At 45.2% G+C, this 24,959-nt stretch carries 23 protein-coding genes; 3 read left to right on the forward strand and 20 right to left on the reverse strand.

All coding sequences use genetic code 11. The features are described from left to right. Window positions 1-162 precede the first annotated feature (162 nt). The 8 genes from THEAE_RS0116030 to THEAE_RS0116065 all read right to left on the reverse strand — a co-directional run bounded on the left by THEAE_RS0116030 (window position 163) and on the right by THEAE_RS0116065 (window position 6,002). The gene (locus THEAE_RS0116030; protein ID WP_005585308.1) at window positions 163-747 is read right to left on the reverse strand and encodes an NAD(P)/FAD-dependent oxidoreductase; all 585 of its coding nucleotides are present in this window, start codon (window positions 745-747) and stop codon (window positions 163-165) included. 199 nt (window positions 748-946) lie between these two features. Continuing rightward, window positions 947-1,474, reverse strand: a complete 528-nt coding sequence (locus tag THEAE_RS0116035; RefSeq protein ID WP_245605580.1) for a hypothetical protein — start codon at window positions 1,472-1,474, stop codon at window positions 947-949. 71 nt (window positions 1,475-1,545) lie between these two features. Continuing rightward, a complete protein-coding gene (locus tag THEAE_RS0116040) occupies window positions 1,546-2,655 on the reverse strand; it encodes a S8/S53 family peptidase (RefSeq protein ID WP_005585310.1) in 1,110 nt (369 codons plus the stop codon). An 82-nt stretch (window positions 2,656-2,737) separates the two neighbouring features. Next, window positions 2,738-3,166, reverse strand: a complete 429-nt coding sequence (locus THEAE_RS0116045; RefSeq protein ID WP_211233510.1) for an RNA polymerase sigma factor — start codon at window positions 3,164-3,166, stop codon at window positions 2,738-2,740. Between the two features lie 96 nt (window positions 3,167-3,262). Continuing rightward, the gene (locus THEAE_RS21415) at window positions 3,263-3,481 is read right to left on the reverse strand and encodes a hypothetical protein (protein ID WP_005585425.1); all 219 of its coding nucleotides are present in this window, start codon (window positions 3,479-3,481) and stop codon (window positions 3,263-3,265) included. A gap of 384 nt (window positions 3,482-3,865) precedes the next feature. Beyond that, the gene (locus tag THEAE_RS0116055) at window positions 3,866-4,462 is read right to left on the reverse strand and encodes a hypothetical protein (RefSeq protein ID WP_005585427.1); all 597 of its coding nucleotides are present in this window, start codon (window positions 4,460-4,462) and stop codon (window positions 3,866-3,868) included. A 22-nt stretch (window positions 4,463-4,484) separates the two neighbouring features. Beyond that, window positions 4,485-5,489, reverse strand: coding sequence for a hypothetical protein (locus THEAE_RS22260; protein ID WP_028988156.1), 1,005 nt, complete (start codon window positions 5,487-5,489; stop codon window positions 4,485-4,487). Window positions 5,490-5,573: 84 nt separating this feature from the next. After that, window positions 5,574-6,002 carry an RNA polymerase sigma factor gene (locus tag THEAE_RS0116065; RefSeq protein WP_211233511.1) on the reverse strand — a complete coding sequence of 143 codons (429 nt, stop codon included), beginning with the start codon at window positions 6,000-6,002 and terminating at the stop codon, window positions 5,574-5,576. A 699-nt stretch (window positions 6,003-6,701) separates the two neighbouring features. On the opposite strand from THEAE_RS0116065, the gene THEAE_RS0116070 reads away from it, so the two are divergent. Together THEAE_RS0116070 and THEAE_RS21425 are read left to right on the forward strand one after the other, a co-directional pair. Beyond that, entirely contained in the window at window positions 6,702-7,733 is a 1,032-nt protein-coding gene (locus THEAE_RS0116070) for a restriction endonuclease (protein WP_005586655.1), read from the forward strand. 813 nt (window positions 7,734-8,546) lie between these two features. After that, a complete protein-coding gene (locus tag THEAE_RS21425) occupies window positions 8,547-9,173 on the forward strand; it encodes a stage II sporulation protein M (protein ID WP_005586657.1) in 627 nt (208 codons plus the stop codon). A 66-nt stretch (window positions 9,174-9,239) separates the two neighbouring features. On the opposite strand, the gene THEAE_RS0116085 is transcribed toward THEAE_RS21425, so the two are convergent. From THEAE_RS0116085 to THEAE_RS0116135, 11 genes are all read right to left on the reverse strand, one after another. Further along, window positions 9,240-10,940 carry a sugar phosphorylase gene (locus THEAE_RS0116085; RefSeq protein ID WP_005586658.1) on the reverse strand — a complete coding sequence of 567 codons (1,701 nt, stop codon included), beginning with the start codon at window positions 10,938-10,940 and terminating at the stop codon, window positions 9,240-9,242. Further along, a complete protein-coding gene (locus THEAE_RS21430; protein WP_052330086.1) occupies window positions 10,906-12,084 on the reverse strand; it encodes a glycerate kinase in 1,179 nt (392 codons plus the stop codon). Before THEAE_RS21430 ends, THEAE_RS0116085 begins: the two co-directional genes overlap by 35 nt. A gap of 20 nt (window positions 12,085-12,104) precedes the next feature. After that, entirely contained in the window at window positions 12,105-14,459 is a 2,355-nt protein-coding gene (locus THEAE_RS0116095) for a glycoside hydrolase family 65 protein (protein WP_028988158.1), read from the reverse strand. Between the two features lie 53 nt (window positions 14,460-14,512). Continuing rightward, on the reverse strand, window positions 14,513-15,553 hold the full coding sequence (locus tag THEAE_RS0116100; RefSeq protein WP_005586661.1) for a Gfo/Idh/MocA family protein: 1,041 nt from the start codon (window positions 15,551-15,553) through the stop codon (window positions 14,513-14,515). An 84-nt stretch (window positions 15,554-15,637) separates the two neighbouring features. Beyond that, window positions 15,638-16,444 (reverse strand): sugar phosphate isomerase/epimerase family protein, encoded by an 807-nt coding sequence (locus THEAE_RS0116105; RefSeq protein ID WP_005586662.1) that lies wholly within the window; start codon window positions 16,442-16,444, stop codon window positions 15,638-15,640. A 31-nt stretch (window positions 16,445-16,475) separates the two neighbouring features. After that, entirely contained in the window at window positions 16,476-17,534 is a 1,059-nt protein-coding gene (locus tag THEAE_RS0116110; RefSeq protein ID WP_005586663.1) for a zinc-dependent alcohol dehydrogenase, read from the reverse strand. A 35-nt stretch (window positions 17,535-17,569) separates the two neighbouring features. Continuing rightward, window positions 17,570-18,412: a carbohydrate ABC transporter permease gene (locus THEAE_RS0116115; protein WP_005586664.1), complete on the reverse strand. Its 843-nt coding sequence runs from the start codon at window positions 18,410-18,412 to the stop codon at window positions 17,570-17,572. Then, a complete protein-coding gene (locus tag THEAE_RS0116120; RefSeq protein ID WP_028988159.1) occupies window positions 18,406-19,290 on the reverse strand; it encodes a carbohydrate ABC transporter permease in 885 nt (294 codons plus the stop codon). Before THEAE_RS0116120 ends, THEAE_RS0116115 begins: the two co-directional genes overlap by 7 nt. Window positions 19,291-19,321: 31 nt before the next feature. After that, a complete protein-coding gene (locus THEAE_RS0116125) occupies window positions 19,322-20,668 on the reverse strand; it encodes an ABC transporter substrate-binding protein (protein WP_005586667.1) in 1,347 nt (448 codons plus the stop codon). Between the two features lie 50 nt (window positions 20,669-20,718). Then, the gene (locus THEAE_RS0116130) at window positions 20,719-21,741 is read right to left on the reverse strand and encodes a LacI family DNA-binding transcriptional regulator (RefSeq protein ID WP_005586669.1); all 1,023 of its coding nucleotides are present in this window, start codon (window positions 21,739-21,741) and stop codon (window positions 20,719-20,721) included. Window positions 21,742-21,964: 223 nt separating this feature from the next. Continuing rightward, window positions 21,965-22,252 (reverse strand): DUF1294 domain-containing protein, encoded by a 288-nt coding sequence (locus THEAE_RS0116135; RefSeq protein ID WP_005586671.1) that lies wholly within the window; start codon window positions 22,250-22,252, stop codon window positions 21,965-21,967. Window positions 22,253-22,521: 269 nt separating this feature from the next. Here THEAE_RS0116135 and pepT point away from each other — a divergent pair, with 269 nt between their 5' ends. Further along, the gene (gene pepT / locus THEAE_RS0116140) at window positions 22,522-23,766 is read left to right on the forward strand and encodes a peptidase T (RefSeq protein WP_039944515.1); all 1,245 of its coding nucleotides are present in this window, start codon (window positions 22,522-22,524) and stop codon (window positions 23,764-23,766) included. A 161-nt stretch (window positions 23,767-23,927) separates the two neighbouring features. Here pepT and THEAE_RS0116145 read toward each other — a convergent pair whose 3' ends face one another. Continuing rightward, on the reverse strand, window positions 23,928-24,875 hold the full coding sequence (locus THEAE_RS0116145; RefSeq protein WP_342665764.1) for a C40 family peptidase: 948 nt from the start codon (window positions 24,873-24,875) through the stop codon (window positions 23,928-23,930). Between the last annotated feature and the right edge of the window lie 84 nt (window positions 24,876-24,959).

Genomic DNA, 24,959 nt, shown 5'->3' on the forward strand with positions numbered 1-24,959 from the left:
TGTTACATTTCCTTTTGTTTCTACCTCGTTCTTGTGTGAAATATCGCCTTCACCTAACCATAAAAAAACCGCTACGGTTTTATACCGTAACGGTTTTTTTCTATTTGAAGCGTTCAGGGGAATTTATTTCCTCTCATGTACTGATGTAAAACGCTTAGACGTTCAATGCTTCGCAGCGGCATCCGTCTTTAGCACATCATGGTCTACATAACGTTCCCCATTCATCTCGCTGATGAGGTTGATGGCCACTTTCGCCCCATCCCCGGCGGTGATGATCGTATGGATGCTCACTCCTGCCACGGTACCTGCCGCCCAAATGCCGGGTTGACTGGTCCGTCCTTCTCGATCCACGTCCAGAACCGTCTTCACCCGCGGCTCTGTTCCAGGCTTTGTCTTTAAGCCGATCTTTTCCGCCAGGTCTACCATCAGTCCTGTGGCAAGAATGACATATTTTGCTTCAACCTGCTCCCCTTTATCGGTCTCGATGGTGAAACCATCCTCTTTTTTTATGATATTGGTCACTTTCCCCTGTTGGTACCGTGCTCCAAACTTCTCCGCCTGTTTTATTCCCGTCCCTACCAGATCCGGACCGGTAACTTCCGGCACCCCATAATGGTTCTCAATCCAGGCCCGTTTGGTGATGCTCTGGTCGCTGTCAATGAGAACGGTCTTCTTGCCTGCTTTGGCCGTAAATAAGGCTGCGCTGGCCCCTGCCGGACCTGCCCCGATAACCGCTACATCGTACATCAAATCACCTCTTCCTGAAATAAGGCTGTTATTGGTTTCCACTTTCTTATTATACCTCCCGCATGTACGCTATGCAAATAATAAGTAGTATGTAAAAATGATTATTGGATAAGGTTCAGATTCCCCTATATAACACCGCATCCCGATCCACGAACCAAAGTGAATCGGGATGCTTATTGACCGACGTGTCGTCAACTCTTTAAAAAGTTTTTGTTTGATCGGTCATTTCCGTAAATTTGCCTGAAGGGACGTTAAACTTCCATTTGAAGCCGTCTTCGGCCTCAAGAATCAGATCAAGCCCTTCATAATCCACCACTTTAACTGCACCACGTTTTTCTGGAGTTAAGTATTGATGCCCTTCAAGTAATCCTGATGGATATTTCCAGATTCGCATCAACACAACCCCTTGAGTTTTATCGTTGGTTAACGCACCCACTCCTACTTCTACGACACGACCTTTCATTTGACCTTTCGTTTCACTGATCCACCCATTTACAAAATTGATCTCTTTTTTGTCGATGGGATCTTCAAAGTGATCTAAAATTTCAGTTTTAATCGGTTCCGGGGGCTTGGGTGCCGGTCGTCCTTCTTTGTCCACTTTCTCTTTCACGTTTAAAAATTGTTGGTGTTTCGCCTCTAACCTCTCCAAAATTTCCCGTTTTTCCTTGGGTAAATCAGCATATTCCGATTGATCCGCCGACGCATTGTTCATTTGGTATCCGATCATTAACGCCAACCCAGCGATTAGAAGGAGAACGACCAATAAAGCGGCGATTTTCTTTCCCTTTTCCGTCATGTTCATCCCTCCGGTCGTATCTGTCCAATAAAATCGACACTATACTGACCACCTCCACTATATGCATAAATCCCTACGGTATAGTTACCGGTACTCGTCGGTTTAAAAGATATTACTTCTTGTGGATCTGTTCCAATACTCGAATAATCAGGTGCATCCGTATGTGGGTCTTTGCCCGGTCCCCAAACGTACAGATCAAAGTCATCACCATCCTCGTCTAACATTAATAGAGTGGTTGCGAAATAAAGATTCGTGTCAGTATGATAAACATTTATCGTGTAAGTGTGAATGAATCCTTCATCTATGGAAGTTTGACCAATAAGATGATCTCTGAAATCGTCGAATGAACCTGAGAAAGCCCCCTTTGCTTCTTTTATCGAGTCGTAAGCCAAGATCTCTCCATTGCCATATACGGGATCAAAGCCACTTTTGCCAAAATCCTCGGTATAAATAGTATAGATTAAACTACCATTGCTTGCATCATTCATAAGTGCAAGAATCCCAGCAACTGCCGGTGCAGACATTGAGCCGTCCCTGTTTCCTGTCACGCCAAAATCCTTCCTAGCTTTTTTTGTTCCTGTCATTTCAGTGGATGCATTTAAGAAAGGTACAATTATACTATCTTCATCCTTCATTGAGTTGATGCTTTCGTCTATTGTTACAATTTCCGATGAAAGTGAAATCCATAAAACTTCTTTGTTTTGAGCAAGAAGTTGAATTTGTTGCCCCGTTAAATTAGTGTCAAAAGTATATGCAGATGTTATCTTTGCAATTTCTTTTTCGACTAAAGAAAGATTAGAAAGGAAATTTTGCAGATTATATTTGTAAGAAATACCGACCGTCACTGCGATTGGGGTATCCAATCCGACTTTTTGGATTTTTTCTGATACATATTTAGAAATTTTGTTATAATTTTCTGTTTCTTCAATTGATTCTTTGCCCACATGATAGCTGATTTTAGTTTTATTGATAGTTTGTGTTTTCTTTGGAATATACTTTTCTGATTCCAGTAAATGGGGTGTTTCCTTTAGAGTAAAACCATTTGAAACTGGAATAAAGCTCGATAAGACGAGAACTAAAGTAAAAATAAAGTACATATATTGTTTTTTCATTAATTTTACCTCCTTATATAATTTTTTGATCTTTAGTTAATTTTTTTATCTAATATGAAAACTTACTTTTCATCCAACAACCCTATTCCACCTCTGGATAGAGTTCATCTCTCAACCTTCTGACCGCCCTTTGCTTTATTCTGTTGACCGCCTGTTTCGAAATCCCCAATTGCTGGGCAACTTCCCGTTCAGAATGCCCTTCGAGCACAACCTTCGTGATGACCATTCTTTGTTGTGATGACAATTGTGAAAGAATTTCATAAAGTAAAATATCCTCCTCAATCCCTCGATGTTTTCCTAATCTGGCAACTAGATAATCTACCAGTTCGGTTGCATTCTCTTCTTCCAAATCACTCATTTTCTTATCGAGGATTAACAACTCTTTTTCATTCATCCGTTTATGCTTTTTAGCTAATCTGATCGCCTCATGGTGTAGACCTGTGAGAATCCATGCTGCTAGCTTGGCATCTTCATCATCTAAAATTCTGATTTCAGTATGAGGCGGCAACAACCACAACACCTCCTTTCTTAAAAAAATCTCCTTCTAATGTATAAAGAGAAAAATGGGCTCCGTTTTAACAACCCCCTCATAAATTTTTTTCAAAAATTATTCTTTGTCTTTCTCCTCTCTTTTGTCGGAAAAATCATACCTTTTAATTGCTGTAAGTAGCCACAAGATTAAGTCGGTTTCGGCACCATCATAGCCCAGTAAATGACTAAGATGATTGATCTTAGGTTTGAACCGTTCAATCAAGGGTTCAACAGCTTCACGATCTCCCTGCTGTATTCTTCTTACCCATTCACTTAGTTTTTGTTTTTCCTTCAAAGGGTTTTCCCCCTTGTTTGTTCCCGCCCTCCTCGTGGGAAACATCCTTATTCTAACAATATAAACGTACTGAAATGGTAAATGTTTCAACTTAATAGTTTTTTTACATACAAGATTTGTCAACGGCTATTCGCATCGGTATCAAATTAAGGTAGACAGATAACGTCTCATCGTACGATAGGAGCCTATAAATCCACGCTTCACGATTTCCTTGAACGTCTTTTCACATTCAATTTCGGAAGCTCACATCATCTTTCTCGAAGGTCATCTCTGAAAGGTTCGATTTGTTTCAGGGCGGCCTTCTTTTTTTGGAAAAAAGGCACAAAAAATCCCGATCCACGATCGTGAATCGGGATGCTTATTGACTGACGTGTCGTCAACTCTTTAAAAAGTTTTTGTTTGATCGGTCATTTCCGTAAATTTGCCTGACGGGACGTTAAACTTCCATTTGAAGCCGTCTTCGGCCTCAAGAATCAGATCAAGCCCTTCATAATCCACCACTTTAACTGCACCGCGTTTTTCTGGAGTTAAGTATTGCTGTGTATCAAGTAAACCCGAAGAATATTTAAAAATCCTAATCAAGACAACTCCTTGAACTTTATCTTCGGTTAACGCACCTACTCCCACTCCTACGAAGTGACCTTTCATCTGTCCTTTTGTTTCACTGACCCACCCATTTACAAAATCGATTTCTTTCTTGTTAAGAGGATCATCCACAAAATCTAAAATTTCAGTTTTAATTGGTTCCGGGGGCTTGGGTGCCGGTCGTCCTTCTTTGTCCACTTTCTCTTTCACGTTTAAAAATTGTTGGTGTTTCGCCTCTAACCTCTCCAAAATTTCCCGTTTTTCCTTGGGTAAATCAGCATATTCCGATCGATCCGCCGACGCATTGCTCACTTGCAATCCGATAATTACAGCCGTTGCAGCAATAAGCAGTAATGCGAAGAGAAAACCTGCGATTTTCTTTACCTTCTGCGACATCGTATATCACTCCTTCTAAAAATTATTCACCATGCCAGCTTACATCTGTAGAATATGGTAGTGTGGATTGCCTGGTGTCTGAATCAGCATCTAATTCATTCCAGAGTTGTGTCCAACCTTGAGCAGGAGAATTGTTAACTCCTGAACATCCACCTCTTTGAGCACAAGCTCCCTGTTGGGTAATTGAACCATGGATATAGAAACTTCCCTTGGTCACATTTCCGTATTTGGAAATGTTCTTCCATTGTTTTGCGTTTTTCCCACTCTCATTATAAATTTGTGGGATTACCAATGCCGGAGATGCACCGTATGAAATATAATAAACATCATTGATCGTCCATGTTTCTCCGTCTACTCTATCACAATTTAAAACTGTTTTTCCATCATAGCTTGTATCATAAGAACATCCGCATGCATCCCCTGTGTCATAGTAAAGGTAATTATTTACCGAGTCATAACCGTCTACCCAATTTTTCGCTTTACTCGGCGCTCCCCATCCACCTTCAATATCATTCCCTCCAAAAACCCAAACTTGGGAATCATAATTGTTTTCACTTAGATAAGCACCAATGTTATTGATCATCTCTGCCCAAGCTTTGCCAGCATTATAAGTGACATAACTACCAGAATTATTCGTCGATACTACCAATCGAATTCTCGATGCTGTATCATACCCTGTACCAATATAATATCCACGTCCATACGCTTCGATCCCTGCTTCGATTTCGCTTGTCGTAACATCTGGATTGTACCACAGAGTTGCCCCGTAATTCGACGTCTGCGCACCTAAAAATAGAATAACAAGTGTGTCTTGAGCTCCTGAAGCAAGCCGATCTTCTTCACCTTTGGCATAACCCATGTCATATAGAGTATCGGGATCAACGGTATTCATGTAATAACTGATCGTATAATCAGGTGCGGTAACGGCTGCCTCTACCGAAGTTGTAAAATTTAACAATGGTTTGATAGAAAAGCTTGCCGTCAAAAAGAATAGAAAAACAACAAGAGATGCAAGTAATTTCTTCACGAGAATACCTCCTCTCACATTTTTTACATTACAATTATTGCCATTTAACTGAATGCTTGCTTATTACCATCTCAACCAACTATCCTATTTCAACATAAGATAAAACTCATCTCTCAACCTTCTGATTGCTCTTTGCTTTATTCTGTTGACCGCCTGTTTCGAAATCCCTAATTGCTGGGCAACTTCCCGTTCAGAATGCCTTTCGAGCATAACCTTCGTGATGACCATTCTTTGTTGTGATGACAATTGTGAAAGAATTTCATAAAGTAAAATATCCTCCTCAATCCCTCGATGTTTTCCTAATCTGGCAACTAGATAATCTACCAGTTCGGTTGCATTCTCTTCTTCCAAATCACTCATTTTCTTATCGAGGATTAACAACTCTTTTTCATTCATCCGTTTATGCTTTTTAGCTAATCTGATCGCCTCATGGTGTAGACCTGTGAGAATCCATGCTGCTAGCTTGGCATCTTCATCATCTAAAATCCTGATTTCAGTATGAGGCGGCAACAACCGCAACACCTCCTTTCTTAAAAAATCTCCTTCTAATGTATAAAGAGTAAAATGGGCTCCGTTTTGACAACCCCCTCATAAATTTTTTCCAAAAATTATTCTTAGTCTTTCTCCTCTCTTTTGTCGGAAAAATCATACCTTTTAATTGTTGTAACTAGCCACAAGATTAAGTCGGTTTCGGCACCATCATAGCCCAGTAAATGACTAAGATGATTGATCTTGGTTTGGTCTTTTCACATTCAATTTCGGAAGCTTACATCATCTTTCTCGAAGGTCATCTCTGAAAGGTTCGATTTGTTTCAGGGCGGCCTTCTTTTTTAGGAAAAAAGGCACAAAAATTCCCGATCCACGAACCAAAGTGAATCGGGATGCTTATTGACCGACGTGTCGTCAACTCTTTAAAAAGTTTTTGTTTGATCGGTCATTTCCGTAAATTTGCCTGAAGGGACGTTAAACTTCCATTTGAAGCCGTCTTCGGCCTCAAGAATCAGTTCAAGCCCTTTTTTACGATCTACTGCACTTATCCGAGTTATTCTTCTTACTTCAAAAGTTTACTATTTGAACGGGAACAAATTTATCGGACAAATAGTATCCTCAAAATGTATGAGATGAGAAATTGTTAAAAGTATTGTCTTTTCTGGAAAATCAGGATATAATAACCTAGGATACATTTATATCCAGAGTTAGGAGGGATTCACCTTGCAAAAAAATATGTATGGAGAGATCCCTGTTGTTGAAATTGACGAAAATCAAAGGTATTGGTTGGTAAGAACGCAATCAGGGGAATACTACCAAGAGTTTTTTCATGAAAATTTTATTGGAATTGGCTGGGACGAACTTGATCTCAGACGAATATACAAAACTCCTAATGAGGAACAAATGATTGAACATATTAAGACCCAATATCCTGATGAAAAACAACCTGGTAGAATTCTAAACCAGATAAAACGCTTTCTATACGACATGAAAATTGGTGACATCGTATTAATTCCTAGCCATTCATCATTGTGTGTATCCTTTGGTACTGTAGAAAGTGATCTATACCTCGAAGAAATTACGATAGAAGATGTGTTCGCTGGTAAGTGCCCATTTCAGAAAAGAAGAAAAGTAAAATGGTCAAAAACTGTTCAACGTGAAGAGCTTGACCCATATTTATACGGTTTGTTGAACTCGCACCATACGATTACCGATGCGACTCCATATTCAACGTTTATCGATCGCACCCTTCACTCATTTTATATCAAAGGAAACTCAGCACACTTAATCTTAGGAATTCAAAAACCTGATCATATACCGGCAGTAGAGCTCATTGATGTCTTAAACAAAACATTAGAAATAATACCGTTCATCAATTCATTAACAGATTCAAATTATAAAAAAGAAGACATCGACATTCGTCTTACGCTCAATTCGCAAGGAATAATTGAAATCGTTACCTTTACATCTCCAGTGCTTATCCTTGGGATCGGAGTATTATTGCATTATTTGATTGGGGGAAAACTATCCGGAAAAATGAGTATTACATCCGAGGAAAAAAAAGTGGAATTAGAAAGTTCTTCAGATGGTCTATTAGGGAAATTCTTGAAAATAAAACAACATATTGGCCGCCAAAAATTGAAAGAAATGGAATTAGCGCATAAAATGGCTTTTGAGAAACTACAAGCAAAATTACCTACTGAGCTAAAAAATCTTCCTGATCCATCGGAATTGAATTCCAAAAAGGAAGATTAATTATTTATATGGAGAAGTCACTCGAAAAAATTTAAACGTCACATAAGTAGAGGTTAGTACAAATACAGAAAATCCTACCGGCAAGTATTCAAGGACGATTAAATTCCTAACCCATGGAATTAAGCCAAGGGTATACTGTTGCAGAGATAGGAAAAAGCCGAAAACCATCATATACGAGCCTGTACACGACAGTACGTGCAGAATTTTCTTCAAAAAAGGATCTATCTTTATCTCGTTATCCATAAATACCTCCACTGAATACGCGATCTAATTGCTATTATATACAAAAAAATTAAAAATGGAACGTCAACTTTACTTTAATATCTCAAAAAAATTTTAATCCCCACCGAATCCTAACCACGATGGGGATTCCCTCACGTACTTCCATATATCCAATTAAGCATTGTTCAGAGGCGCCACAGAAAAACATAGGCGCACTGCCGAGCCAACCGCGCCGAGCGAACCAAACCGTTTCGTTCATTTTTTGTCTCTTCTTTTTTTCACACGATTTACAGACCACGGAGAGCGTTTCGTTTCCTTCGGAATCCCTGTATAATAGGAAGAGGGAAATTCATTCTTTCGTTAATGGATAGTTCGTCAGAGTAAATAATAATGATTGGCTAGGACGCAATGCATCCTTATGTAACATGGAGCTTTCTTTCCGTGGTATGATCGTTTTCACACAACAACCGGTTGCAACTGGGCATTGAAAGCAAGAGAGATTGTATTCAGTGGATCGGCATGGAATGCCGGCCATAAACCCTGTTAAAATGAAAACATACGGCGAACTAAAAATGGAGAAAGGGGAAGAAAATGAAAAGATGGCTTTCATTCTGGAGGGAACATGTACGAGCGATGGGCTTGGCTGTCATCCTGTTTATCTTCGGTGGTGTCATAGGGTTTCTTTTTTGGCAACCGCTGAGCCACGTGATGCAGGACATTTTATCTCAACTGGTGGAAAAAGTGGGGATTGAATCGAACAAAGAAGTCAACTCCCTAAGCCTTTTCTTTGGGCTTTTTATGAATAACAGCATCGCTGTGGTCATCCTGATCCTAAGCGGCTTTCTCTTTGGAATTTATCCGGCTTGGGGAATGATCCTGAACGGATTACTTCTCGGGTATCTCCTGGCTGCTACCACCTACAGCGGTGGGAACCCATTCGCCATGTTCATTTTTGGGATCCTCCCCCATGGAATCTTCGAAATTCCTGCCCTTATCTTGGGGGCTACCTACGGTCTCATTTTTGGAGCCGCCGTCTTTAAATGGATCATTCGTCTTTTCAGTCCAAGACTACGTGCAGAAGATCCGGTTCAATGGAAAAAAATGTTTCGGCCTCTTCTCCCTACGCTGGGAGTAACATTGCTCCTTCTCCTCATCGCCGCAGCCATCGAGAGCACCGTCACGGTTTATTTGGTCAAAACGTTTGTTGCTGGGGTGTGAAAAGTTGGAACACTGAAAGTTATTTAAATTAAGAAAGGGGGGATGAAAAATCCTCCCTTTTTCCGCTCACGACATCTTAATCCACATCACTTGATAGGGATCTAATGATATTGAACCTGAATGATACGTCCCATCGATCAAATCAAACCCTTTTATTCGATCATTATGAAGGTGAACTTTTTCATCGGAGACATTTACCATGGATAAAATCTCTTCCCTCGATTCTTCATGGGTTCGGAGTACAGAGAACAAACGATCATCGAAGAATAAGATCTCTTGTTTTGAGTTTGGTGAGAATGGACGCTGTGAACGGCGGATTCGTATCAAATGGCATAGGGATGAAAAAATTCGGCTTCTCAGAGTATCCGATTCAAGTTCCCAAAAGAGATGCTGTTTCTCCAACTTCTCCCTGTTTATTCTTCGATAAATCCCCGATTGCTCCACGCCTTTCCGGTCGCTCCGGGAGCCCAACAAGCTGTGGATGTAGATGCCCGGTACTCCGACCATGGAGAGGAGAATCGCGTGTGCCGCCACAAATCGTTTGATCCGCCTATCCTCCGTTTCTTGGGGATGCGTCAGCGCATCCAGGTAGTTAATATTTAACTCGTACGGACTCTGTGTTCCGTCGCCATTACCCTTATAGGAAACATATCCCCCATGCTCCAATGTTTTGGTAATCATGAGATTACGCTCATCCTCATCAAGGATTCCCTCGGTAGGCCGCATTCCGATCCCATCATGCGAGGCGAGAAAATTAAAGAAAGTGGTATTTTCCGTCGTCGCCTCGATGCCGTCCGCCCACGCCATCAATTTGCGGGCATTGCCGGTTAAAAATGAGAAGAGGACAAGGGGCGGCAGCGGAAATTGGTACACCATATGAGACTCATCATAACCGTTGCCAAAATACCTTATATTTTCATGATGGGGCACATTTGTTTCCGTCACCAATATCGTCCCAGGGGCCAGTTGATCCAATATTGCCCGAAACAGTTTCACCACCAGATGGGTTTCTGTTAAATGCATGCAGGAGGTCCCCTTATTTTTCCATAGGAATCCGATCGCATCTAAACGGATAAACCGCGCTCCATGAAGGACATATTGAATCAGAACCTTAAGAACTTCCAGGAGGACATTGGGGTTTTTATAATTTAAATCGATCTGGTCTTCACTAAAAGTAGTCCAAATATATTTTTTCCCCTGGGAGGTCTCAAAAGGCGTTAATAAGGGCAACGCCCTTGGACGTATCACCGCACTGTAATCCTCTTCCGGATCCGCCTCAATAAAATAATCCTTGTATCGTATATCACCCTTCAGATATCCCTGAAACCAGCGGCTTTCCCTAGAAATATGATTAATAACCGCATCAAACATTAAATCATAATGATTTGCAAGATGATGGATATCCGCCCATGTTCCAAGTTTCGGATTCACTCTTTCATAATCGACCACCGAAAACCCGTCATCCGATGAATAAGGATAAAAGGGGAGAATGTGGATGCCGGTAAAATGATCTTTAACGTACCTGCCCAAGAACTCTTGAAGGGTTTTCAGGGAAGGCTTTCCTTCCTCTCGAATGGTATCTCCGTACGTAATCAGGATTACATCGTTTTCACTGACCCACGGCCGATGGTGCCGAATTTTTCCGCGATAGTTCCCCATGAGGCGGTTTATCTCTTCAAGAACTTTCTCCCCCTGATCTTTGTAAAGAGAATGCATGATTTCTCGTACCTTATCATTCGTCTGTTCTTCTATTTTTGCTTTCGACATGCTCTTCCTCCACTCCAGATGCTCTCTTTATGATTCGCAGAACGTTTTCAGCGGTTTTTTCCAAGTTTTTAGCCCCGTTTTGAAGCGCTTCATCCAAATCTGACGGGGAGATGGTAATGCCATGTACGGAGGTGAGTCCCTGTTCGTAAAGGGATTCATAACCGGGGCAAATGCTCCCGGCAAAGGCGATGACGGGAACGTTTTTCTTTTTTGCCCTCCTTACGATTCCCGCAATCACCTTGCCATAGGGAGTCTGATGGTCAATCCTTCCTTCCCCCGTGAGTACCCAATCCGCCCCCTCCAGTTTCTCCTCAAAGGAAAGAATGTCCAAAACAAGGTCAATCCCTGATCCCAACTTTCCTCCGCAAAGCAAAAGAGCTGCCCCTAATCCGCCCGCCGCTCCTCCCCCTGGCACGCTGTGAATTGGAATCCCTGTGTCTCGTTCCACGATATGAGCGTAATGCCTCATGTTTTTCTCCATCATTTCTAACATTTCAGGCGTCGCCCCTTTTTGCGGGCCAAATACCAGGGTGGCGCCGAGGGGGCCGATGAGCGGATTGGACACGTCACAGGCGACGTAGATTTCCGTCTCCTTTAACCGCCGGTCCAGCCCGTCTAGATGAATGCGGACGATCCTCCCTAATTCTCTCCCCCCGAAACCGACCTGCTTCCCCTGCTCATCCAAGATCCCGGCGCCTAACGCTTGCAGCATTCCTACTCCCCCATCATTAGTGGCGCTGCCTCCGATGGAGATGATCAGCTTTCGTACCCCAAGACCCAGGACGGTCCGAATCAATTCCCCGACGCCGTAAGTGGTCGCCTTGGAAGGATCCCTTTCCTGGGGGGAAATGAGGTGAAGTCCGTTTGCCTCCGCCGCTTCTACGACGGCCGTCTCCCTGTCCCCCAAAATTCCATACCGGGCGATCACCCTATTCCCCAGGGGGCCCGTCACCTCCTTCTCTCCGATCTCGCCTTCGGTGGCGTATACGAGAGCTTCCAATGTCCCCTCTCCCCCATCTCCCACCGGAAGAGGGAGGATCTCAGCATCGGGAAAAACGCGAAGAACCGCTCGCTCTAATGCTTTTGCCGCCTCATTTGCCGACAAACTCCCCTTAAATTTATCCGGAGCCAATAGGAACTTCATCTTTCGCACCCCCTATTTTGTTATTCATCAATTCCATTTTTACCCATAGGTCCTTCAGGCGAATCAATAACCATCTCCCGATCCAGCATGTAGGACTTCCCCCAAATGACCACATTTACAGGAGGGGTAAACCCTTTTATTCGGCGAAGAGAGATGCGATGTGGGGTGATCTCAATCCGGAGGGTGTTCCCTTTCCAATGAAGAGGGAACGCTATGCGCCTCCACTCCTTGGGGAGAACGGGATAGATATGGAGAATTCCTCCCCGGCTCCGAATGCCTGCGAACCCTTGAATCGCGGCCCTCCAAATTCCCCCCAATGATGCGGCGTGAATTCCGGCGTCGGAAGAGCTGGGATTTGGGCTCAAATCAATGCGGCAGGCCTTTTTGAAGAATTGGTACGCCAAGTCCCGTTCACCCGCATCGCATGCGACAATACTGTGAACGGCCATGCTTAAGGAGGAATCATGAATTGTCCTAGGCTCATAATAATGAAGATTCGCCTGCTTCACGGATGGGGGGAACTCTTCGCTCAGCAGATCCATCAACATCACCACATCGGCCTGCTTGGAGACCTGCATCCGGTTCACTTCTTCACGGCTGTAATCGAGAAGAATCGCCTGAACCCTGTCGGAATTCCGGTAAGCGTGCAGAGGAATTTCCGGCTTCGTAAGATAGGTGTCATCCTGGGGGATCACTCCATCTTCCCGGGGCTTGGGAAGATAGAGGGCGGAAAGAACCTTTTTCCAGAGGATCGGACGATCCTCCAGACAAAGGGATGTCTGCAACCTGGCAAATGCCTCTTTTTTCCCCTTGCACTCCTCATAAGCCGCCAGCGCGGACGCGAGGTTTCGCGCAACCATGTAATTCGTATAAGCGTTATTATCCACATGCTCCTTATACTCGTCGGGACCAATCACATTCCGGATCGCATAGGCATTTCTCTCTTCATCCCACTCGACGCGGCTCGTCCAAAAGGTGGCTGTTTCAAATAGCATTTCGTACCCGTACTTTTCCATGAAGTCTGTGTCACCCGTCGCCTGGTAATACTGCCAGATGGAATAGGCTATATCGCAGGTGATATGCTGTTCGATATCCCCGGACCAGATCCTCGTCGCTTCTCCGGTTAAAATATTTACAGCTCCCCATTTCGGGGTTTCTTCCTCTCCGGTAAAGGCCGATTCCCAGGGATACATCGCCCCTCCATATCCGTTTTCTTTCGCCTTTTTCCTGGCGCCGCCCAGGGTGTGATAGCGATATTTCAATAATCCCCGAGCTATTTTAGGCTTCATGAAAAGAAAGTAGGGGAGGATGAAGATCTCGGAATCCCAGAATGAATGCCCTTTATACCCCTCACCGGTCAATCCCTTGGCCCCAATTCCAAAGCGGGGATCATGGGCAGGTGTCATGATCAAGAGATGATATTGGGCGAACCGCAGGGCGGCCTGATCGAAAGAATCTTCACTATCCAGCTCGACCGTCACATCATTCCAATAACTTTCCCATTCCTCAGCACTTTCCTGAAGCAAGGAGAAATACCCGATCCCCGACACGCTACGAAACCGGCACAGGGCATCCTCCGCCTGTTTCTCCAGCCGATAACCAGGATGATCATATTCTCTATCCCGGCTGGTATGAATCGTTGCCACTTTCTCCATTGCGATGGTGGTGCCCATGGGGATGGAGACGGTATAAGAGAGATCGATCCGACGCCGCTCAAAAAACATCTTCGGTTCTACCTGGACCTTTATCCCGTCTCTCCACCAGGAATGGGAAACATGATAAATAAAATGGATCTTCGATTGGGTCGTGGTCTGAATGAAACGGAGAATTTCCTTCCCGAAAATTCGTTTCTCCCCTTCCCGAAAATGCTGCGTTCCCGAATTGGTCATCCGACCGTTGACTCCTGAAGTAAGCGTAAGCGTGGAAGTAGTTGAGAGGGGGGTGATTTCTACCCTCATCGCCAACAGGTGTAAGCGTTTGAGGGAAACGAATCTGCGAAAAAAAAGGCGATATTGTTTCCCTTTTTGGCTTTCCCAGATGATTTCCCGGATTAACTCCCCAATTCTCATGTCGAGGTGTCGACGATAAAAATGGATCTTACCACGCTCCAGGGTGAAACGCTCTCCGTCCAACAGAATCTCCATTCCAATCACATCGGCTCCGTTCGGCAATTCGGTCGCTTCCGATCCGTCAAAGGCATTAAACGTTCCCGCCACAAAGAAATTGCGAACCTGTTTCAAATACTCCTCTTCATGGGAGGCTCGGACCCCCATATAACCATTACCCTGTGCAAAAAGCGATTCCCCTTTCCCAAGGAAATCGGGGTGAAAGGCTGTTTCTGCGATGATCCAACCGTTCTCTTCAACCTTTATCATGCCGTTCTCCCCTTCGTTCGCCGATTACTCACCGATATTCTCCCTTTTTCTTTTTAAAATCTGACGGCCATCCCCGATTGCGCCGAATCATATAACCCGTTTATGATCCTCTGGACGAGGAGCCCTTGTTCCGGAGTGACCAAAGGGGTCCTCCCATACAAGCAACAATCGATGAAATGATGAATACTTCGTTCATATTTGTTCACATCCGGAAGAAACGGAAGCTCCGTATCCATGAGGTAACCGCCTTTCTCCAAATGAAGCGATAAGGGAAAAAGTTCCGCTCCACCCCGATCCCCATAGAGAAAGACATTCATCACCGATTTTTCTTTCATATTCAGGGCAAAAGAGGTTTCCAACACCAAAGAGGCGGAATTTTTAAATCGTATCATTCCCATGGCCGCATCCTCAACCGTAAACTTCTCGGGATCCCAGGAACCCATTAACCCTACCCCCGGGCGATTCCCAATCCGGGTATGGGTTACTCCCATGAGAAGTTCCGGTTCCGGATCGCCCATAAGATAGAGGGCCGTATCCAGCATATGGATGCCGATATCGATAAGCGGTCCTCCCCCCTGAATCTCCTTATTCGTGAAGACGCCCCATCCCGGAATTCCTCTTCTCCGTAATGCGAGAACCCGCGCCGCGTAGATTTCGCCCAATTCTCCCGCATCGATGATTCGTTTCAACGCTTCCACTTCGGCGCTGAAGCGGTAATGGAAATTAAATGTTAAAATCTTGTTCCTCTCTTTCGCCGTGTCCGCCATCATCTTCGCATCCTCTTCAGTGAGAGCCGGGGGTTTCTCGCATAGAACATGCGCCCCCGCCTGCAAGGCGGCAATCGTCGCTTCCGCATGGAACTTATTCGGTGTGCAAACACTTACCACGTCCAACTCACATTGGCGAAGCATCTCCCGATAATCTGCGAACACGTGGGGAATGGAATATTTGGAAGCCACAGAATCGGCTTTTTCTTTGATCAAGTCGGATAGGGCTACGATCTCAACTTCATTCGGCCGGGACAGGTAACCGGGTATATGGGCCACCTGGGCAATCTGACCTGCCCCGATGATGCCGACCCTTAATTTCCGCAAATCTTTCATCTCCTTCTCTCACAGGATAGAAAAAGAGGATTGTACACGAATACAATCCGTTTTCGGTAAGAATAAAAAACATCTTTATTTCTTCGCTTTCTCCAGGCATTCACCGATATAGCGAACCGATTGTTTATACGCTTCTTCAGGAGGATTGCCGATCACCCGACATTCAAACGTTAAATACCCGTCATACCCCATCTCCGTAAGCGCCTTAAAACCGGGGATAAAATCGAGGTGGCCCGTTCCCGGCTCATAGCGGTGACTGTCGGCCAGATGGATGTGTCCGATCAAATCCTTCGCTTCCCTTAAGCTCTCATCAATTCTCGGTTCCTCGATATTCATGTGATAGAAATCGGCAGTCACCTTAACGTATGAAAACTTCCCTTCGCGAATGATGGAAACCGCATCGCCGAGTCGGTTTAACATATGATCTTCGTACCTGTTAAGGGGTTCCAGATAAATCAACGTACCGGTCGATTCCGCCACACGGTTTAACCGATCAAGCGATTCCAACAGGACCTTGCGATCCTCTTCCTCCGATCTCGGGGGAACCATGGGAGGGAGCCTCTTCGAGAACATCCCCCAGGCCGCAGGAACAACAATCCCCTTCCCGGATAAAAGAGACAACCTGTTTAAGATTTCGGCGATATCCTTTATGCAAAGCTTTCTTTTCTCTTCATCAAAATCACCGATCCAGCCTCTATATCCGCCGCATACGGTGACAACGGGTAAATCGGCATCAGCCATGGCCTTTTTTACCTCATCGAAGCGGTTCAACAATTCTCTGCCATCGATTTCAAACCCATCAAATCCCATGGATTTTACCAGGGTGAACTTTTCGAAAAAAGATTCCGGAAAAAAAGGTTTATCCTGTGTTGCCAGCTTCATTTGACTCTTCCTTTCCCTTCAGCAGTCACCATCAGTCAAAGGTAACGCCCAATTTAATGCTGGATTCCGGATGTTGATCTACATAACGGCAATAGGCTTCCGCAGATTCTTCAAAGGGAACGACGGGAAAGATGATCTCCTCGCAGTTAATTCTCCCAGAGGCGAGCATTTCCCAACAAGTCTCCTCGATTCTCCGGCGGTTCCATCGGGGATAGTCGGGATTAGGTTCGCTGGCCACCCGGGAGAACACAATTTTTGCATTGTTATAATGGGCTTCACGACCGAGATGAAGGCCTCCGGGAAATTCCTTGGCCCACCCCACATAGGCAATCGTTCCTCCATAGGCCAATCCGCGAAGTGAAGCTTGAAGGGCCTGGACGCTCGCGCTGGTTTCTATGATCACATCAACGCCCATTTTCCCCGTCGATTTTTTTAACTCCAATCCAACATCCTGGCTCAGCGGGTCAAACGCTTCATCCGCCCCCGCCCGCAAAGCAACTTCCCGGCGGAGGCGAATGGGATCCACCACCGCTACATAACTTGCCCCATACTGTTTCGCCATTTGGGCGGCAATTTGTCCGATTGCCCCAAGTCCAATAACGGCCACACGATCTCCAGGACGCATATGGGAATCCCGGATGCCGCCCAATGCGAACTGGGCCGGATCATAACAAACCGCGTTCTTCCAGGTCATTCCATCAGGCACTTTTCGGAGCCGGTAATTATCCACGGCATTCACGATATGGGTTTCCCTAATCCCGCCGTAACTGCATACGATCTCCCCTACGTGAAATTCCTTCACTTCGTTCCCGACTTCAATGATCTCCCCAACCCACTGATTGCCCAGATTCCATGCCCCGAACCGGACGCCCCGTTCCTCTTTTGGATCCCGTGGCAGAAAGAGTTTCCACTCCGGATCGTATTGTTCATTCATAAACGGAGTAATTCCCCGGAAATCGGCCAGCTCGGAACCATGCTTGGGAGAAGCATACTTAACCTTTACCTTTACCTCATTGGGTAAAATTTCCCGATCCTCGTATTCCCTTAATTCCGCCTTTCCGGGCGCGACTGCAACAAGTTGTTTGTACATATCCGTATCCTCCCTAGGGAAAATTGGTGCCATTTTTATTCCTTCACTCCGCCTTCCGTTAGACCACCAGTAAGATACTTGTCCACAAGGGCGTAAAGGATGACGATCGGAACCGCCGTTAACAGTGATGCCGCCATCATTCGTCCCCAGACATAATGTTTCGTATTAAAGAGATGACTCAGCCCGATCGGCAACGTCATGTTTTCTTCCGAAGTGATGAAAACAGAAGCGAACAGGTACTCGTTCCATGCAATCATAAATACATAGATAAACACAGAGACGATGGCGGGGAGAGAAAGGGGTATGACGATCTTATAGATCACCTGAAACCGGCTCAACCCGTCGATCATCGATGCCTCTTCCAGCGATTCCGGTATCGTTCGGAAGTAGTTGCCCAGCATATACAGACTGACCGGCATCGTTAATACCAAGTACGTAATAATCAAGGAAAGTTTTGAATCATAGAGATTGATCGCCGTGATCATCTGATACAAGGGTACGACCAACAACACGCCCGAAAACATGTAAATCAGCATGACCCCTTTTTGGAAGAGGTTGCGTCCCTTGTAATTCAACCGTGCAAAACTGTAAGCCCCCATCGTCCCGATGACCACCGAAAAAAACGCGGTAATAAAAGAGACTTCAAAGCTATTTCGGAAATAGATCCAAAACGGAAATTTTTCAGGATTCAATACATCCTGGAAATTTTCCCATGTAATCCGTTTAGGGATGAGCTGCGGCACAACTTGAAGGGCTTCCTCATTCGTTTTCAAGGCGGTACTTAACATGACCAGAAACGGAAAAATAGTGGTAATGAGAGTCAGGGTTACCAGGCAGAAAAAGATAATTCGATTTACGGTGCGATGTCTGGTTACCATTTCAACACCTTCCTTACCGCCGTAAGCACGAAGAACATGACCAGGATGAACAGGGTGGCGGTGATGGCGGCAGCCATTCCGTGATTATAAGTGGAGAAGGCGGTCTCATAGGTATACACGCTTACCACAGGAACTTCTTTTGTAAGAAGGTAAATCTCGTCGAATTTGTAAAAGTTCCAGATGAACCGGAGAATGACCAATGAACCGAGAACAAACTGTATTTCGGGCAAGGTAACATGCCAAAATTTTCTCCACCCATTTGCCCCGTCGATCTCGGCCGCTTCATACAAGGTGGTATCGATCGACTGAAGACGGGCTAAAATCATCATGAACGAAAAAGGAAAGAGATGCCATATATCGAACAGGACGACCAGCCAAAAGGCTGCCTTCGGGGAATCCAGCCAGTCCACACTCAACGGGAGGACATGAAGCTTTTGAACCAATGCGTAGTTTACCATCCCATAAACCGGATTAAACATATATTGCCAAACAAACACCAAAGAGATGACCGGAGCCACATAGGGTAATAGTATTACGGATCGTGCCAATCTCCTGCCTCTAAAAGGCTTGTTCAAGAGGATGGCGGTCCCGAGGCCGACTATAGTAGCCCCGGCGACCGTTATGAGTGTATAAAGCAGGGTGATGGAGATGGATTGCCAGAAGTCGGTATCCCTAAGCAACTCCAGATAATTTTGTAAGCCGATGAAAATGTCCGGTTTTTTCGGATTGAGAGAGACCTTATGAAAACTTAGCCAGATATTGTAGACGATCGGGTACAAAATAACCGTTACGATGAGAAGGAAAGCAGGGGCAATGAGCAAATACCCCAATCTTTCTTCCTGAGCCTTTAAGGAATTCCTCTCTCTCTTATTCAGCATTTACTCACTTCCTTATTAAGGCTGTTCTCGTTTATTGCGTTACTTTTTCCATCGCCTCTTGAGCCTTGTCGGCCGCCTCCTTGGGTTCCATTCCGTGTTCCGTCATGTTGTAGATCGCGTCGCCGATGATAAACTGCGCCGAAATCGATCCCATTTGCGGATAGGTAATGCCGTCTTGGAAGCCAAATCGTTGTAAATTGTCCAAAGCAAACGGAATCGTGCTTGCGAGTTCTCCAAAGGTTTTGAGCACTTCATTATCCAAATAAACAGGATCTTCGGCAATCGACTTTCTCACAGGGTTCGTTCCACCGGGCGACAGGTGCAAATACTTGATGTTACTTTCCTTTTCCATCATAAAGAGCACAAATTTCTTGGCAGCTTCTCTTTGTTCCGGGGTGATCGTGTTCATGACGGCGAGGGAGGAGATTTGCCCGAAAGAAGCCTTGCTCTTTTTCTCGGGAACGGCAAATCCCGTGGCTTTGGCCAACTCCTTATTCTGAGAGAGGTCCCCCATAATATAAGTGGAGTACATCACCATCGGTACGCGGCCCGCAAGATACATCTCCCGTGCTTCACGCCAGCTTTCTGCGCCGGGGGGCGTGTATTGGGCTAACTCTTTGTAAAATGTGAGGGCTTCCACCATTTCAGGCGTGTTAAAATTCACTTTGCCGTCACGGTCGAATACCACGGCGTTATTCGACAGGGCGAATTGGCTGAAGGTCTGTTCCGAAAAATCATCTTTTTGTGTCCCGATCACGATGCCATATTTTTGATTCTGCGGATCATAAAAAGCCTTTGCAGCCTTTAATATATTTTCCCAAGTTGTAGGAGGCTCCAGCCCTTTTTCTTTGAACAATTCCTGATTATACCATATCCCCTGTACCCAACCGGAGATCGGCACGCCGAAATATCCGCCTTTTGGATCTTTCATGTTGTCCAGCGGACCTTTGAAAAAGTCATCTTTCCCAATCTCATTGATGATTTCTTCATGGAGGGACTCATCAAGAACTTCCGATTTCCCAAGGAACATCATCTGGTCAATCCCGCCCTCAATGATGGCAGGCAATTTATTGGCGCCGAGCGCAGCGGAGATCTTGCTTGGAAAGTCTTCTTCCGCCGTAGGTACCTGCTCCACATGAATCCCCGGATTCTCCGCTTCAAACTTGGCAATGAGATCTTTGAGCACCGAGACCCGTTCTTCCTCAGTCAAAGTATGCCAAAATTGGATGGTAACATTTTTCTCTCCCGAATCATTTTTCCCCTGGTTCCCGGTTGAGGAAGAGTCGCCCTGGGTGTTCCCGCTTCCTCCACCGCAAGCCGTTAATACCAACGAAAAAGATAACAGCAGACTCAGAAACAAGGTAATTTTACGCTTCATCCTTTCATTCCTCCTTTTACAAAAACGTTTTTGGCCAAAGGCATAAAAAACTACTTTTTAAGACGGGATGTGGATGACCTGACGACGAGCTTGCAAGGTAATACGACCGGATGGATTTCCGGTTCAGGATTCTCAATGAATTTCAGAAGGAGACCGGCCGCTTCGCTGCCCAGCCCATATTTGTCTTGCCGTACCGTTGTCAGGGGAGGTGAAAACGTTTTAGCTTCCTTAATGTCGTCAAACCCTACAACAGAAACATCTTCAGGAACTTTGTATCCCAACTCAGTAAGAGCGTCAATCACACCAAACGCCATTTCATCACTCGCCGCGAAAAATGCAGTGATCTCGGGATGTTTCAACATGATCTCCTTTGTCGCCGTGTATGCCTTTTCTCGAGAAAAATAGCCCAATTGAACATACGTAGGATTAAATCCGATTTTTCTTTCCATCAGAGCATCCTGATAGCCTCTTAATCGGTCAAAACTGGTCTTGCTGATCTCGTCACCTCCAATAAAGGCGATCCTTTCATGTCCCAAATCAAACAGATGTGACATCGCTTCTTTTGATCCGTGATAGTTATCGGATTCTACATAGGTGCAGACCCTCCCCTCCATAGGAATGTCGATGGCAACACAAGGGATATCGCTTTCCTGAAGTTCAGTGAGCGTCTCCGTTTTTTTCTTTCCCTCACCTGTTAGCAAAAGAACAACTCCATCCACGCTTCTCTCACGGCATAACGTCGTATAGGTTGCCCTCTCCTTATTCTTGTTCGTAAAGATGAGGAGATCATATCCCGCATTCCCCACTACTTCCCTAACCGCTGAGATGACATCGAGAAAAAAGGGATGGTCGAATCCAGAATTCACTTTGTTGCCAAAGAAGATGCCGATCGTATATGTCTTCTTCTGGACCAGACTTTTGGCTACGGCATTCGGAAAATAATTCAATTCTCTGGCGATCCGAAGGATCTTTTCCCGGGTCTCTTTACTCACATCGGAGTAATTGTTTAGGGTTCTTGATACCGTAGAAACAGAGACTCCTGCTCTTTTCGCAATATCTCTTATGGATGCCATAACAACCCCCAATATTCATTCAAAAACGTTTTTGTTAACGTATACATCATAACACGATCCATGTTATTAATCAATAGGTGTCATGATTTCGTAATATAGTAATGTAGAGATGATCTATTGCTCACCAAGAGAATAAAGATCCGCCGGTATTCCTCACTTTATTTTATTGTGGGTGTTTTGATGAGAACATTCCTTATCAATGAATAAGAGGGCATTCATTTTATTACATAAACCGATGGTCGTAATAAAAATAGAATAAGAGGATCTGCAAAAAAAAGAAAACCGGAATCCACAGAAGAAAGCGAAAATGTTTCGTCTTATGCCGGAAAAATCTCATGCCGAGCCAAACTCCAAAAGCTCCGCCTAAAGCCGAGAGGAGAAAAAACGTCTTCTCAGGGACCCTTCTTCCTCCCCGTTCGGCTTTTCGTTTATCAAACCCCATGAGGATAAGCCCCAGGAGATTTATGAAAATCAGGATGGATGCAATTACCGCTTCAATCGGAGAAATCATCAACTATCCCTTCCATAAAAGATAAAGAAACCTTTTTTCTCCCTTTAAGGATGAATCTTTCATGTCCTTTTGCCAAATGAGGAATCCTAAAATGAGCTTTATCCACATATGGCGTTAAAATAATCGTATCACAGGTCCTTGAAAAATTAAACCTAAAAATCCCTATTATTTTCCTTCTCCCGGTGGTAAGTTTTCCGCATCTCTTCCACTTATGGTAAAATGATTGGTAAAATGGTTTTATCCATACAGAATGGAGATGAAGATCATTGATGGATGAATTAAAACAAGAAATCGTTGAACGGTTCTTCACGTATGTAAAAGTGGATACCCAGTCCAATGAAGAGAAGAGCACCTGCCCCTCCACACCGGGCCAGTTCACCTTGGCCCGCATGCTCGTGGATGAGTTGAAAAAAATCGGTATGGAAGAGGTGACCCTGGATGAAAATGGGTATGTAATGGCTACACTGCCGGCCAATACGAACAAGCAGATCCCCACCATCGGCTTTTTGGCCCACCTGGACACTTCTCCCGACTTCACGGGCGCCCATGTGAATCCGAAGATTATTGAACATTACGACGGAGGAGAAATCCTCCTCAACGAAGCATTACATATCGTGATGTCGCCGCACGATTTCCCCCAACTTGCCGATTACAAAGGGCATACCCTCATTACCACCGACGGAACGACCCTCCTCGGCGCAGACGACAAGGCCGGCATTGCGGAAATTATGACCGCCATGTCTTACCTGATCGCCCATCCGGAAATCAAACACGGAAAAGTGAGGGTCGCTTTTACCCCCGATGAGGAGATCGGCAGAGGTCCGCATAAATTCGATGTGGCCGCCTTTCATGCCAATTTCGCCTATACGATGGATGGCGGACCCCTGGGAGAATTGGAGTATGAAAGCTTTAATGCAGCTTCCGCCAAAATCACGATCAAGGGAAAAAACATTCATCCCGGAACGGCTAAGGGGAAGATGGTAAACTCCATGAAGATTGCCATGGAATTGCACCGTCGTCTACCCGAAAAGGAAGCTCCGGAATATACCGAAGGCTATGAGGGTTTTTATCATCTCAACTCGTTTCAAGGAGATGTGGAACAGACGAAACTGCACTACCTTATCCGGGATTTTGACAGGGAAGCATTTCATGCCCGCAAAGCAGCCTTGGAAAAGATCGTAAATGAATTCAAGGAGAAATACGGAGAAGATAAGATCTTGCTGGATATGAAAGACCAATATTACAACATGAGGGAAAAGATTGAACCGGTGAAGGAGATCGTCGAGATTGCCCATCAGGCGATGGTCAACCTGGGGATAAAACCCATCGTGAAGCCGATCCGTGGCGGAACCGACGGCTCCCAGCTTTCCTATATGGGGCTGCCCACGCCCAATATCTTCGCGGGTGGCGAAAATTTCCATGGAAAGTACGAATTTATTTCGGTTGAGAATATGGTAAAGGCAACCCAGGTCATCATTGAAATCCTAAAGCTGTTTGAACAACGGGGGACATAACGCCTCGATCTATCCCAACGGTAAAGGGAATCCCTCTCATCAGAGGAATTCCCTTTATCGGAAAGAAGCTTCTCCTCAAATCTTAATGAAAGGACCTCAGTTCCATTCGCCTCTTTCGGTCATCGTTTACCTTTCATGGTTGCTTATGAAAAAGGAAGCGGTCAAACATACCTTCTCGATATGGCGTGTTCCTTTTCCAGCTTATATCCCGCAAGGGATACGATTTCCACGCAGCTCGATGTGTCGGGAGAGTGAATCATTCGGTTATTCCCGATATACATCCCCACATGGTGAACCCTCCCCTTCCCTTCTTCGTGGGCAAAGAAGAGAAGATCCCCCGGGAGTAATTCATCCCTCCCGATCTTCCTGCCATGCTCCGATTGGACGGAAGAGTCCCTCGGGATGATGATCCCATGAGCCTTGTAAACCGAATAAACAAATCCTGAGCAATCGTAACCGTACGCCGAAAGCCCGCCCCAGAGATAGCGGAGGCCGAGGAAACGTTTTGCGGTCTTTACCAACGCTTCACCGATTTCGATCCCGGTCGTTTGCCCTTCCCCCTTATCCCCTTCGGAAGCAACTACCGTCACATCTTCCTTACGAAGGAGCCGAGGTCCGTGCGGCGTCGCCACGGTAATCCAGTCTTCCCCCGGGTTTAGGATCGGAAGCCGGGTGAGGAAACTCAGTTCAATCCCCGGTTCTTTCTCCGTAGAATAGAGATTCGTCTTGTGAGCGGTAACCATCGCAACGCCGTGCCTTTTCTCCTCCATCTCGGGAAGCACGGGGGATAACTGACAGGTTGGAATCCATCCCGGATAGCCGAGGGGGTTCTTCGGCGTCGGCTGATCGGGAATGGCAATTTTTGCCCAATCCCCCCTCTCTTCCAAGAGAATAACCCGAGTCCCATAAAGCGCCTGCGTTTGTATACGATTGCCGGTATATAAATCAAGCCTATCCCCATCATCCATCCGGGCGAACCAGCCGTAGAGATCGACGGGATTGAGCAACGCGCTGCGGTCCTTATCCCTAGGGGAATCCGGGGATGTCCAGACCGTGGCTACGGAGACCGATATGATTCTTTCCTTTCCTGCCATTGATGCCTGATTCAACAAAATCGACTCCCTCGTTCTTTCCTTATCGATTCATAACTCTCTTCCTCATAAGAGAAAGACCATCTTCCATTCTATGGTTGT

Origin of the sequence: Thermicanus aegyptius DSM 12793, assembly GCF_000510645.1 — a bacterium.
Classification (GTDB): Bacteria; Bacillota; Bacilli; order Thermicanales; family Thermicanaceae; genus Thermicanus; species Thermicanus aegyptius.

Excerpts from the sequence above, each read along its gene's own strand:
- THEAE_RS0116095 (WP_028988158.1), bottom strand. The coding sequence starts at position 14,459 with ATGATAAAGGTTGAAGAGAACGGTTGGATCATCGCAGAAACAGCCTTT.
- THEAE_RS0116135 (WP_005586671.1), bottom strand. The coding sequence starts at position 22,252 with ATGATTTCTCCGATTGAAGCGGTAATTGCATCCATCCTGATTTTCATA.
- THEAE_RS0116125 (WP_005586667.1), bottom strand. The coding sequence starts at position 20,668 with ATGAAGCGTAAAATTACCTTGTTTCTGAGTCTGCTGTTATCTTTTTCG.
- THEAE_RS0116130 (WP_005586669.1), bottom strand. The coding sequence starts at position 21,741 with ATGGCATCCATAAGAGATATTGCGAAAAGAGCAGGAGTCTCTGTTTCT.
- THEAE_RS0116105 (WP_005586662.1), bottom strand. The coding sequence starts at position 16,444 with ATGAAGCTGGCAACACAGGATAAACCTTTTTTTCCGGAATCTTTTTTC.
- THEAE_RS0116040 (WP_005585310.1), bottom strand. The coding sequence starts at position 2,655 with ATGAAAAAACAATATATGTACTTTATTTTTACTTTAGTTCTCGTCTTA.
- THEAE_RS21425 (WP_005586657.1), top strand. The coding sequence starts at position 8,547 with ATGAAAAGATGGCTTTCATTCTGGAGGGAACATGTACGAGCGATGGGC.
- pepT (WP_039944515.1), top strand. The coding sequence starts at position 22,522 with ATGGATGAATTAAAACAAGAAATCGTTGAACGGTTCTTCACGTATGTA.
- THEAE_RS0116055 (WP_005585427.1), bottom strand. The coding sequence starts at position 4,462 with ATGTCGCAGAAGGTAAAGAAAATCGCAGGTTTTCTCTTCGCATTACTG.
- THEAE_RS0116030 (WP_005585308.1), bottom strand. The coding sequence starts at position 747 with ATGTACGATGTAGCGGTTATCGGGGCAGGTCCGGCAGGGGCCAGCGCA.
- THEAE_RS0116120 (WP_028988159.1), bottom strand. The coding sequence starts at position 19,290 with ATGCTGAATAAGAGAGAGAGGAATTCCTTAAAGGCTCAGGAAGAAAGA.
- THEAE_RS0116085 (WP_005586658.1), bottom strand. The coding sequence starts at position 10,940 with ATGTCGAAAGCAAAAATAGAAGAACAGACGAATGATAAGGTACGAGAA.
- THEAE_RS0116035 (WP_245605580.1), bottom strand. The coding sequence starts at position 1,474 with ATGATCGGATACCAAATGAACAATGCGTCGGCGGATCAATCGGAATAT.
- THEAE_RS21430 (WP_052330086.1), bottom strand. The coding sequence starts at position 12,084 with ATGAAGTTCCTATTGGCTCCGGATAAATTTAAGGGGAGTTTGTCGGCA.
- THEAE_RS0116110 (WP_005586663.1), bottom strand. The coding sequence starts at position 17,534 with ATGTACAAACAACTTGTTGCAGTCGCGCCCGGAAAGGCGGAATTAAGG.
- THEAE_RS0116115 (WP_005586664.1), bottom strand. The coding sequence starts at position 18,412 with ATGGTAACCAGACATCGCACCGTAAATCGAATTATCTTTTTCTGCCTG.